This is a genomic window from Levilactobacillus suantsaii, assembly GCF_004115745.1.
In the GTDB taxonomy this organism is placed as follows: domain Bacteria; phylum Bacillota; class Bacilli; order Lactobacillales; family Lactobacillaceae; genus Levilactobacillus; species Levilactobacillus suantsaii.
Genome location: NZ_QXIL01000021.1, coordinates 16,876 through 26,213, shown reverse-complemented (window position 1 = coordinate 26,213; position 9,338 = coordinate 16,876). Strand labels below are relative to the sequence as shown.

Annotated in this window: 13 protein-coding genes; all 13 read right to left on the bottom strand. The window is 47.1% G+C overall.

The window, feature by feature from the left end; translation table 11 throughout:
• Positions 1 to 105 precede the first annotated feature (105 nt).
• The 13 genes from DXH47_RS09220 to DXH47_RS09160 all read right to left on the bottom strand — a co-directional run bounded on the left by DXH47_RS09220 (position 106) and on the right by DXH47_RS09160 (position 9,163).
• Positions 106 to 390 (bottom strand): hypothetical protein, encoded by a 285-nt coding sequence (locus DXH47_RS09220; protein WP_129033045.1) that lies wholly within the window; start codon positions 388 to 390, stop codon positions 106 to 108.
• Positions 391 to 393: 3 nt separating this feature from the next.
• Positions 394 to 993, bottom strand: coding sequence for a hypothetical protein (locus DXH47_RS09215; protein WP_129033044.1), 600 nt, complete (start codon positions 991 to 993; stop codon positions 394 to 396).
• Between the two features lie 9 nt (positions 994 to 1,002).
• Positions 1,003 to 1,353: a hypothetical protein gene (locus tag DXH47_RS09210; RefSeq protein WP_108477504.1), complete on the bottom strand. Its 351-nt coding sequence runs from the start codon at positions 1,351 to 1,353 to the stop codon at positions 1,003 to 1,005.
• 13 nt (positions 1,354 to 1,366) lie between these two features.
• On the bottom strand, positions 1,367 to 2,410 hold the full coding sequence (locus tag DXH47_RS09205) for a replication protein (RefSeq protein WP_129033043.1): 1,044 nt from the start codon (positions 2,408 to 2,410) through the stop codon (positions 1,367 to 1,369).
• A 17-nt stretch (positions 2,411 to 2,427) separates the two neighbouring features.
• On the bottom strand, positions 2,428 to 3,081 hold the full coding sequence (locus DXH47_RS09200; protein WP_170954998.1) for a DUF4355 domain-containing protein: 654 nt from the start codon (positions 3,079 to 3,081) through the stop codon (positions 2,428 to 2,430).
• Between the two features lie 234 nt (positions 3,082 to 3,315).
• Positions 3,316 to 4,263 (bottom strand): hypothetical protein, encoded by a 948-nt coding sequence (locus tag DXH47_RS09195; RefSeq protein WP_129033041.1) that lies wholly within the window; start codon positions 4,261 to 4,263, stop codon positions 3,316 to 3,318.
• Positions 4,187 to 5,911, bottom strand: coding sequence for a phage portal protein (locus DXH47_RS09190; protein WP_129033040.1), 1,725 nt, complete (start codon positions 5,909 to 5,911; stop codon positions 4,187 to 4,189). The genes DXH47_RS09195 and DXH47_RS09190 overlap by 77 nt, the downstream gene beginning before the upstream one ends.
• On the bottom strand, positions 5,895 to 6,164 hold the full coding sequence (locus DXH47_RS09185) for a hypothetical protein (protein ID WP_129033039.1): 270 nt from the start codon (positions 6,162 to 6,164) through the stop codon (positions 5,895 to 5,897). The genes DXH47_RS09190 and DXH47_RS09185 overlap by 17 nt, the downstream gene beginning before the upstream one ends.
• Complete coding sequence (locus DXH47_RS09180) at positions 6,164 to 6,457, bottom strand: hypothetical protein (RefSeq protein ID WP_129033038.1); 294 nt, start codon at positions 6,455 to 6,457, stop codon at positions 6,164 to 6,166. The genes DXH47_RS09185 and DXH47_RS09180 overlap by 1 nt, the downstream gene beginning before the upstream one ends.
• Entirely contained in the window at positions 6,454 to 7,899 is a 1,446-nt protein-coding gene (gene terL / locus DXH47_RS09175; RefSeq protein WP_404820033.1) for a phage terminase large subunit, read from the bottom strand. The genes DXH47_RS09180 and terL overlap by 4 nt, the downstream gene beginning before the upstream one ends.
• A gap of 1 nt (position 7,900) precedes the next feature.
• Complete coding sequence (locus DXH47_RS09170; RefSeq protein ID WP_129033036.1) at positions 7,901 to 8,494, bottom strand: helix-turn-helix domain-containing protein; 594 nt, start codon at positions 8,492 to 8,494, stop codon at positions 7,901 to 7,903.
• An 11-nt stretch (positions 8,495 to 8,505) separates the two neighbouring features.
• Entirely contained in the window at positions 8,506 to 8,889 is a 384-nt protein-coding gene (locus tag DXH47_RS09165) for a hypothetical protein (protein WP_129033035.1), read from the bottom strand.
• Entirely contained in the window at positions 8,882 to 9,163 is a 282-nt protein-coding gene (locus DXH47_RS09160) for a hypothetical protein (RefSeq protein WP_129033034.1), read from the bottom strand. Before DXH47_RS09160 ends, DXH47_RS09165 begins: the two co-directional genes overlap by 8 nt.
• Positions 9,164 to 9,338 lie beyond the last annotated feature (175 nt).

Below are 9,338 nucleotides of genomic sequence, written 5' to 3'. Positions count from 1 at the left end.
CCTATTCCTAACGGGTCGCTACCATCATTACCAAGATATGGTGTGATTGTCAGCGGTTCTTTGTTGCGGTCAAACATATAGTGAAAAGTATTCAGGTTTTGAAAATTAGGCATTAGTTACGTCAGCGGTGACATCTGCTCCATCTTCCGTTGCCGTAGCCTTTACGTTAGTTAGCTCTGGTTCAGTTTTTTTTAGCACCGTCCATCCTGGTACATCAACCTTACCTGATGGATTTTCGGCATTAGTATCATCAATAACGGCGGCTTGATAATCACCATTGGCAACGACCGTGCCTGCTGCTAATCCAGTTACGGATACCTTTTCAGATGGATCACCAGTTGCTAAGGGTGTCGTTTCACCCTTCTTGTAAATCGCTAATTTTTGAGCCATTTTTTATAGCTTCCTTTCACGGGTCCATGTGATTGACCCAATTAATTTTCCTGTGTCCTGTAGCGGATCATCGAATCCCTTACGGTCAACAGTGAGCGACGCGTTATGCGGCGTGTGCAGGTCACGGATAGTTTTCTTGATATCATTTGATATTCTTCGCCCTAGCTGATTTTCAAGACTTTCTGGGGATAGCTTGCCGTCCATAACTCGAAGAAAGCCATCGGCCACAAGTTGCCCCCACTCATCATGATTGCGTTCAAAGGCAATATTCAGAAACCGTCTTGGTGGAATCCGAACACTCTCTTTGAGTACGAACATGATAGTCATGCCGTATGGGACCGACTTGTCGGCGACCACTAGGACGTGATTGTGAGCACCCTTAGGTTGGAACAGGCCAGGTATCTCACTTGGCTTTCGTCCCTTGGCTGCAGCCGTGGGAATGGTCAAAAATGACTTTTTAGCATGAATCACCATGCCATGTTCATTGACCCGGGCAACCATCTGTAAGAACGAATTATCGATGGGGACGCCAACAATCAAATCCATTTGATTAAGCCGTTTAGATCGCTCAACCCACTCTGAAATGTGATTAAAGCTTGCCACCTAACCACCTCAATCCCGACTGAATGCCCGGCCACGGTGATAACTACGTCCGAATTGATTAACCAAGGCTTGGTACCGCAACATGTACGGATCGTTGCCCTTAGACCAGTCAAACATGGTCTGAGATTCACCTAAATGGCTGGCAGACTGAACGCCGCCGTTAGCCACCAAGGTATCCACATACAGCTCACTAAGCACCAGCAGGCGGTTGGCCTCTTCTTGCTTAATAGGTTTGATGTGGTCATCTTGCACAGTTACCCATGAATCATTGATAAGCTGCTGCAGATACTCGTCATCGTCCAAATCAGACGCCAGCGGGTATTTTTTTAGCTTATCGAGTGTCGTCTTGTTATCGGCCATTGCGGTTCACCTCTTATTTACCTGTAGTTGTTCCAGAACCTGACCCAGAACCACTAGATGCCTTCTTCTTAGGTAAGAATTCGGTTGATACCTTAGCCTTATATGCCACAACCTTGATGTTCCGTGGGTCGACATCCTTGACGACTTCCCAAGTATCTGGTGACGCCAGTTCGGCCATGGTGACTGTTTGACCTGCTGAATGAAAGCTAGGAGCCACCGATGTTCCCATAACGTGCATGGTTTCAACACGCCGGTTAATGACATTGGTACGACCACCATTCTTGCGGGCTTCTCGTTCAACTTCGGTAGAACTAGCTGGGTTAGCCACAGAATAGCCAACTGATCCATTACCAAAAATGTAACTAGTGGCCACTCCGTTTTCATCCAGTGGCAAGTCGTCATCGACAACGATCTGCATACCATTATAGTTTCCGAAAGGACCAACAGCTTCATTTGGCTTAGCTGTATCAATCATCTGTTGTGCCTTCATTTCCGAATAAGCACTGGAATTAACGGCAATCTTGCTAAACGTTTGATCTTGCAAGTCACCTAATAGACCGATGGTTGCCAAGAAACCACGAGGACCGAATTGCTTGGCTGAATCGTCAAATAACTTGGCTGTGGCAATATCTGTATTTGAAAAAACACCGGCCAACATTTGCACTAACATTTTTTGTTCTGCACGAGCCCAGAAGTCACTAAAGTTTGCTGCAATAACATTTGCAGGGTTAGATACTGAAAATTCTTGTGCAATATCGGTGTAGCCAAATGCCTTAACTAGCCGCATTCGCATAGCACGTTGCTTGCCAGTCGTGACGTTGCTTACCTCGATATCAGTCAAATCGGTCCATGGATCAGGATCGCCGGCTAAATCATTGGTGAATGGCAAAGTCATGTAATCCTCTGTGGAATCCAGTAAATGAGCACCAAACTGTGCATCTGGTGTCAAAATACCAGACGCTAAGAATCGGTTAGTCTTGGTGGACTTGTTAATGACGTTCTGACCAAACAATGGCGATTGAAGCATGCCGGCCAGTTGTGTGAAATTATCTGCCAATGTGAATCACTCCTTTTCTATTTCGTAAACTTTTTTGCCAACTCAGGATTCTTTTGCATCAACGTGTATTGATCCGTAAAACTCATAGCGTCCCAGTCCTTTTGTGTGACTGTTGCACCGGGTGTTTGAGTACCAGCCGCTGGCGTTTGGTCCCCTTGCATGCGCTTCAACGTTTCATCATGAACGGCTTCGTTAAAAGACTTTTCAAAAGAATCAACGTTTGCAATCATAGTGTCGTGATCTTGATCGGCAACATAGTCAGCAAAGGTAGCAGGCAGCTTCCGATTAGCAAGTTCCTGTTGTGCATAAAAATGGGCTTGTTCTTTGTGGAAGTTATCCCGTTCTTGCTGATCCCGTTGTTCTTGCGCCTTACGATCGGCTTCTGCTTTTTCCTCAGCAGACATCTTGGCTCGGGCTTCCCCCTTAGCAATAGCTTCATCAATGAATCCTTTGAACTTATCAGAGTTCATAAACTGATCAACAGCGTCCTGGCGGATTCGCCGTTGGTCCTTGATGGGAACCTTATTAGGTTCACCATCTTTGTGACCATCATCCGGGTTGGGATCTGATGATGGTGTTGGCTCCGTTGGCTTTTGACCATCGGTTGGGGCACCGGTATTGTCATCTGGAGCTTCAAACATCTTTGAGTTGAATAAATCGCGTTTTAACATAAAAATCCTCCTTAAATGCCTTTTAGAGATTGCATATCTCATCAGCTTTCTTTAACGCCCACTGCCGAAAAAAGGGCATAAAAAAGCACTCGCTAAGAGTGCTTGTACATTTTGTCGTCTTGACTCATACGCTTACAGAATCCAATTCCCAGATTACGGGACCGGAAAAATACCCACACGGAATTGTATCCTTCCATGAAGTCTTGCGACTTCCAGATAAACTATAAGTAACGTTTAATGTGTTTCATCGTTTTCCTCCTGATGTTCTCGTTTCTTACATCGGCAATTAGGATGCCATGGTAAATCTGGACACTCACTAAGCGAAAATGGTCCTTGAGCTGCCAGCTTGCGGCATTTTTCGCAGGCGTCCGGCTCTGTCACAATATCAATGCGTTTTACGCGTCTGTTTTTTAACGAATCCATGGTAGCCTTGTCAACTAATCGTGCCGATTCAGTTCGAATAAGGCGGTCGACCATCCACATTTCAGTCTCACCAGCTGCTTGAATGCCCTTTGGTACCATACCTGTAGCGCCAAAATGTAGGAGCTTTTCGAGCTGGTCTTGATCTAATCCACCACTAAGTGAATCGCGTACCACTTTCTGGATGTCGGCGACCATGTCATCTGAGCGCACCCACAAACGGTCTGACCAGTCCGAGCCATCGACCGCATGGCCAATGGCTGGTGTGATTTGAGCGTTTTGGGTACGTGGAAGCGTCCAAGTGAGGTGCTTCGATGCAATGGCTTGCTGATACTTTTGCTCAGACACATAGTCGTTAGCGAGGTGCTGGCGACTAGTCTTGTGGACTTTCTCAGTTGTGACGGCAATGGTTGCACCGATAAGGGCCGCAACTGCGTCAGCATGGTCACCGCCAGCCGCTTGATACTTTGTCAGCTTAAGCCGCTTCTTTAAGTCAGCACTGGACTGATCACCGTTCATCAACAGGTCAATAGCGTGCATGAACTGGTCTAAGTCCCAGTGAGTGACCCGTTCGCGAACCACATCAGCGGTCAATCCTTTACTACTGGCATATCGAGCGTAGAAAGCCCTGATATTGTCACTGATGAGTTTTAGTGCTTGGTAGTATAGGTTATCAGTCTGGCCTTTAAACCGTTTGTCCGAGCTTAGGAGCTGGCTTATTCGCTGTCCCTCCTGTTGGTCGGTCACTATCGTCTTCGCCATCACTTACACCACCTTGAGCTTTATCTTGGTCGGAGCCATCTATCTTATCCATGTAATCTAATCCATCCTGTTTATCCTGAGCTTTCTGGTCTTTCATGCGCTTCTCTTCGCCATCAGGCTTGACCCCGGTAGCTGATTCAACCGCTTCCCAGAACGTCTGATTAGAGATGGCACCGGTCTTAAGCAATACGGCTGCGTTCGTGATGACTTCGTTATCGTTCTTCGGTAGATTAGGTGTATAGCTGGGGTTGACGTGCTCAGCCTCGTCTGCGGACTTGATAAGTGACGTCTTTGCCCAGTAAGTGGCCAGCAAACGAATTCGACGCTTAATTCCCCGTGTATATAAGGATTGTTGTGTCGCCCGTTCTTGGTCAGAACCCCACAGCTTGTAGGACATGGCCACACCACTGGCGTTAGCCGCAAAGTTTTGGTCCGTGACGTCCGGGGTGTTGGTGTCCTTATGGATATCAGCCAGCAAGCGGTCGTTGTACGTCTGCCAACCTTGAGCGTTAAGCTCTTTGGTCAGATACTCGGCCGTGGTAGGTACGATGGTTGGGCCCCCATTCAGATTATCAATAATAGATGGCTTGATAAATAAGATGCGGTTCTCCGGATTGATGCTATCGACTTTGTAGATCGGATTTCCTTCACTATCAGTGACCTGCTCACCGGCAACGTCTGTCAGTGGAATTGCATTGTCGAGATCATCTTCATCGTCAACATCCCCGCTAATCACTAGAATGGCATTGTTGAAATCTTCCTGACTGTTTGACATTTCGGAAATAGACTTGTCGTAAGCGTCAATTTCGTCCAGCTTTGGCTCCCATGCACCTAGTCGCTCGTCGTTGAGCTTGTACTCGGTGATCGGAACCGTGCCGAAGAAATGTGGCGACTGTTCGGTCAATGTATACTCACCGTTTGGGCTATCTGTGCTGGTGTAATAAAAAACGTTGGAGTTAGTATAGACTTCAACGTAATAAGTGGTAGTTTCCATAAATTTGACCATGTAGTACCGCACCGCAAATAGCGAGTTTAGGTCAATAGTGGTGTCATATACCACAAAACAATGGGCCGGATCAATAGCACGTAAGGCTAAGTCATTGGTTCCCTGTTTGACGTAGGTCAACTCGTACGCTCGGCCCGTGTTGTTGAGGTTCTTACTCATCACCTTCTCGTGATAAGGCTCATCTACCGCGTCATTGAATGCCGCAATGGCGTTCACAATGTCTTCTCCGCTGTCGTCAGGATTATCGGGGTCACTGTACGCAAACTTTAGTGGGTTTCCAAACTGATAGCCTACCTTTTGGTCCGTAATGTACCGTGGCAAACCAGATGTGATGCGGTTGTCAGCCCGGTCAGGAGCCTTGTCTGATCGCCAGAAGTGAATGTCATTTTCAGCCTGATAATAGCGTTCGAGGGTCAGCAAGCGTGGAAGCTGGTTGGTGTAATGGTCGTTAACGAACCAGGAAAGAATCGGTTTGATAGCGTCTGGGTTAGCTTTGATGGCATTCCATTCATCAGCTGGCATTTGATAATCTTGGTTGGCATCGAATCCAAAACGTGAACCACCACGAAGCATGTAGATACTCTTACGATCAGGCCACGGCAAAGACATGCCATGGGCTTGTAGATCATTCGTTTCCGCCATCTAGTTCATCCCCTTTCTCATCAGTTCCGGCTAGCATTTCGTTAACCACTCGTTCTCGTTCCTCAGCTCGTTTATCTTCTAAATCAACATCTTCATTAAGAAATCGCTTCATTGCTTCACCCAACAGGATTGTTGTGGCACTATCTGGATAGTTGCGTCCTTGCTCGTTATCTTTAATGGCCACCAGTAGCTCGTGCTTACTCATTGAAGCAATGCTAACGCCCTTCCACTCAAATACAGGTACATCAGCCATTAGATCAGCCCCAGTTTCGATTTAAGTGTTCCGTCTGGCCCCGTCTTGATTAACTCATCAATGGTGCGTGGCCCTTTCTTTGTACCGAATTCAATCTTACCGATATCGCGATTGGGGTGTGTGCTAATCAGCACCTGCCACACTATGTCGGCCTTCTTACCAGATAGCTTTAGCACAAACGCTTCACCAATTTCACGGTCAACAATAGTAATCTGACCACCATCGCGACCTAACGCGTATCGGTCCAGTGCATTGGCAACCATCGCGCTAACGTGGCCCATTTTCTTCGTCATACTAATCCCATCCTTCTTAATGTTTTGGCTTGCTTACGACGGCTAGGACGCTTGCTGATGTTTACCTTGTTTTGAACCGATTCAGCCACACCAGTGAGAGCATCAGGGGCGTCATCATGCTCATTCTTCCCCTCACGCTGGTATCGCGTCAGAAAATCAAACAAGTCTGGCCAACGATTACGCCAATTTCCTGGGAAGTAGATGTGTTCCATGACCCAAGTTGAGTTCGACAGAATCCGAGCAATCTTGTTCTGCCCGTTATGGAACCATTGAACTTTAGTGACGTTGCTGTGATACTCCTCATGCAATCTCCGCTCAACCTGCCGGGCAAACCCACGCCCACCGTTGTTAGATTCGATTGTGGCCGCGTTGACCTTATTCTCGAATAGCGATTGGGCCACAGCTGGTTCTGTCATCTCCATTGGGTCTTGCGAGAAGACTACGTCCAAGATATAGGCCTCGTCGTTGTATACCCCATAGACGTAATGAGCCAACCAGTCAGAGCCTTCGTCGGCAGTATCGGTGTATGAAAAAATCCCCCGAAAGAGCGGATTGCCCTGCTCATCTCGTGGGATTTCGTCGTAAGTTTTGAAGTGCTTGTACAATCGTCCTTCTTGGTCAATTGGTTTTTGCTGGTAGTTGGCCGCCGCAATCTCAGGCGACTGGGTCTTAAAGGTCCGTTCGTACTGTGCTCGTGACAAGATGTCCTCGCAAAGCATCGTCCCGTCGTCCTGGCGAGCTTTCATACTGATGTGCTTGACCTTATACCCTAATACGGGCAATTCGTCCAGAGCACGTCCTGCGAGGTCCTGTGATGACCACCAAGTCATGATGATAATGATTTTTCCACCAGATTCGAGCCGGGAGAGCATCGTGTTGACGAACCATGACCACTGCGCGTCTAGGGCTACTTCGTTGAAAGCTTCTTGGGCGTTCTTGATAAGGTCATCGATGATCATGACGTCAGCCCCGAACCCTGTCGCGGTACCAGTTGGTGACGTGGCCAAATAATTATTGTATCCGCCTTGCAGTGACCACAAGTTCATGGCTCCGTCACCTTGCTTGATGCCGACGCCTGGGAAAACATCCGAAAACACCGGGATATCCGGGTCCGCCTTAACCTCTTGAATAGCGTTCCGTACCCCCTTCGAGAAAGTCGTTGAAAGCGTCTCATTATAAGAACCAGTCATGACCTTTATCGATGGGTCTTTACCCAACAACCACTGAACGAAAAGCCCTGCTGTGCGCGATTTTCCGTGTCGGGGTGGCTCATTGATGACTAGGATATCATCGTCGGATTTAACGAAGTCTTGCAGGGAATCACACATCTCTACTAAATAGCCCCGGCTCCGCTTGTAAAAGTCTGGGGCCATTAACCGAGCATAGGAAAAGAAATGGCGCCGAGCCAGTTCAACCCGCGCGCCTTGTCTGATAAGCTGCATGTCAGCCATCGTCATCATCAGCTAGCTTGGCTAACTGCTCCTCAGATAAATTCTTGTAGGGGTCACTGACCTGTACGCCTACGCCACCAGATAACTCGGTCTCCTTACGGTCACGCCATTCATCTGGCTTACGATTCTTTAACCAGAAGATAGCTGCTGTAGTGTCTGGTGGTACCTCATGCTGATTCTGAAATAGCTCAATGCTTTCTCGCGTTGGGACCTTTTCGGCAGCATAGTCATCAATTTCCTGCTTGTTTGCTTCCGGATGGTCTAGCTTGTAAGTATTGGCCACCTTACGACGTCGTGCATGCAGCACATCCGGATCAACATCAACTACTTTGTACTGATGGTCAACTGTCGTATATCCCTTGGCACGCCGCAAAAGTGAACCTTCAACTTCACGATCAACGACTTCTTTTCTCTTTTTTAGGGCCTCCACAATCTCCACATAACGCTTTTTCCAATTGTAAAGAGTCGTTGTACCAATGCCAATATTATTAGCAATTTGTTCATCGGTTAGGCCATCTCGGGCCCACCCTTCTAGTTTGGTCAAGCCCTCGTGGGTCAACCAATCTTGATACTTGCCTTTACCCATGGGGGCGCCTCCTAATTCATAAATACACAGGCCATCGTAAACTGACCCATCGGAAATCCCTTACCGTACACAACGTTCGGACCGTACTTGATATATCCCGAATGGCTCTCGTACAAGTTGCCAGTGTTGTCATCCTTGATAGCCAAGTGAATTGGCTTCTCTTGCCGGACTAAGCTCTTTAGCAGCTCATCCGAAGGCTTGCCCAGTGGGACCATAATCTGAACCAGCTTGTCTACGTAGTTTGATCCAGAGTCAACGACTCTAACTGCCACGTCACTACTAAGACTGTTTAGTTCTTCATCATTGATCAAGACATGGAAATACTTTGGGTCAAAAAGGCTAATGAATGCACCGTCGCTAACCCGGATTGAGTGCTTATTTTCTTTATCAGTCACGATCAACAACCTCCTGTGCCTGCTTGTGGTTTCCCCATGTCATGGCACCTTCGTAGTAAACCTTGCCATCGATATCAGCAAAATGAGCTTCTTCTTTGTTATAGCTCTCAGTGAAGATATAGTCCTTGTTGACAATCATGCCATCACTGGAACCAGCTTCGGGCTTAAGCGGGATATAACTAATCAGCTCCCCGTTAGGTCGAGTGACTGTGACGTAGTTCGGTAGATCGTCCCACAGTTTAGCTTTTTCTTTATCACTTAATTGATTTTTCATTCCTAACATCCTTTCCCAATCTTTCTTCAACAGAAAAAGCACCACTCTTTTGCGAGTGATGCTTGATTCAAAATCTGAAAATTTAAATTTATAAGTGTCATTTACACTATCTCTTGCAGGATCTCCTTATTAGACAAGCAAATTAAAATGTGGAATAATACTGTTGTAACAAATT

Bases quoted from the DNA above. Each gene is read 5' to 3' on its own strand.
- DXH47_RS09170 (WP_129033036.1), bottom strand. From the start codon at position 8,494: ATGGGTAAAGGCAAGTATCAAGATTGGTTGACCCACGAGGGCTTGACC.
- DXH47_RS09185 (WP_129033039.1), bottom strand. From the start codon at position 6,164: ATGGCTGATGTACCTGTATTTGAGTGGAAGGGCGTTAGCATTGCTTCA.
- DXH47_RS09210 (WP_108477504.1), bottom strand. From the start codon at position 1,353: ATGGCCGATAACAAGACGACACTCGATAAGCTAAAAAAATACCCGCTG.
- DXH47_RS09180 (WP_129033038.1), bottom strand. From the start codon at position 6,457: ATGACGAAGAAAATGGGCCACGTTAGCGCGATGGTTGCCAATGCACTG.
- DXH47_RS09190 (WP_129033040.1), bottom strand. From the start codon at position 5,911: ATGGCGGAAACGAATGATCTACAAGCCCATGGCATGTCTTTGCCGTGG.
- DXH47_RS09200 (WP_170954998.1), bottom strand. From the start codon at position 3,081: ATGTTAAAACGCGATTTATTCAACTCAAAGATGTTTGAAGCTCCAGAT.
- DXH47_RS09220 (WP_129033045.1), bottom strand. From the start codon at position 390: ATGGCTCAAAAATTAGCGATTTACAAGAAGGGTGAAACGACACCCTTA.
- DXH47_RS09195 (WP_129033041.1), bottom strand. From the start codon at position 4,263: ATGGCGAAGACGATAGTGACCGACCAACAGGAGGGACAGCGAATAAGC.
- DXH47_RS09160 (WP_129033034.1), bottom strand. From the start codon at position 9,163: ATGAAAAATCAATTAAGTGATAAAGAAAAAGCTAAACTGTGGGACGAT.
- terL (WP_404820033.1), bottom strand. From the start codon at position 7,899: ATGCAGCTTATCAGACAAGGCGCGCGGGTTGAACTGGCTCGGCGCCAT.